Raw genomic sequence first — 800 nt, forward strand, 5'->3', positions numbered from 1 at the left:
TAGGTTGTTTTAAAAAGCTTATAATATTAGATCTCGAGCATTCTAAAAATCGTAGGTGTTTACAGTTTAGTAAAATAAGGAGGATCAGCTTATATATTACCGGCATGAGCTACCAACATAAAAAGGAAATTGCGAAAGGCCAAAAGCAAAAATACCAATCAAAAACTAAAAAAACAAATTGAAAACAATGTAAAATTTGACAGACTAAAAAGAGTGTTCTCTCTTGTATGGTCTCATTATAACCACAAAGTTTATTCTCTCTAACACTACATATTCTAAGAGTATCAGGAAATATGATCTTAACACTCAAGGGGGTTGGTCTTTCTTATGGATAGGTAGTACCATAAACTGTGGCTCCTTATGCACCAAACCTCACCATACAAAGGGTTCAAAAATACGAATGAAAGCTGGCAATATCCATTATAATTGCGAAAATGATCTCCCAAAGAAAATTGCTCTTTTTCCTTTAGAAGGTGCGCTTTTACTACCAGGCGGTTTTTTATCGCTCAATATTTTTGAACCAGAAGCTCTCGAAATGGTTGAAGACGCTATGGTATCCAACCGTTTGTTAGGCATTATTCAACCACTTTCTTCGGGAACAGACTATTTGCCCATACAGCTTTATAAAATGGGCTGTATAGGTCGCATCACACACTACAACGAAACAGGAAATGGGCAGCTTTTCATTATCTTACAAGGCGTTTGCCGCTTTACCTTAGAACAAGAACTCGTCAACACAAAATCCTATCGGATTGCTCTTATCCGATCAAACATAAAAGACCTACAAGAAGTAGAATTTT

The 800-nt window shown here is 36.0% G+C and carries 2 protein-coding genes; both read left to right on the top strand.

What is annotated here, in order from left to right:
* Positions 1-182, top strand: a 182-nt coding sequence (locus tag ACFINZ_RS10415; RefSeq protein ID WP_375701473.1) for a hypothetical protein, incomplete at its 5' end; no start/stop codon positions are given.
* Between the two features lie 218 nt (positions 183-400).
* Positions 401-800 (top strand): LON peptidase substrate-binding domain-containing protein (locus tag ACFINZ_RS10420; RefSeq protein WP_375701474.1); only part of this gene is annotated, 400 nt, incomplete at its 3' end.

The organism is Bartonella sp. AA81SXKL (assembly GCF_042196945.1).
In the GTDB taxonomy this organism is placed as follows: domain Bacteria; phylum Pseudomonadota; class Alphaproteobacteria; order Rhizobiales; family Rhizobiaceae; genus Bartonella.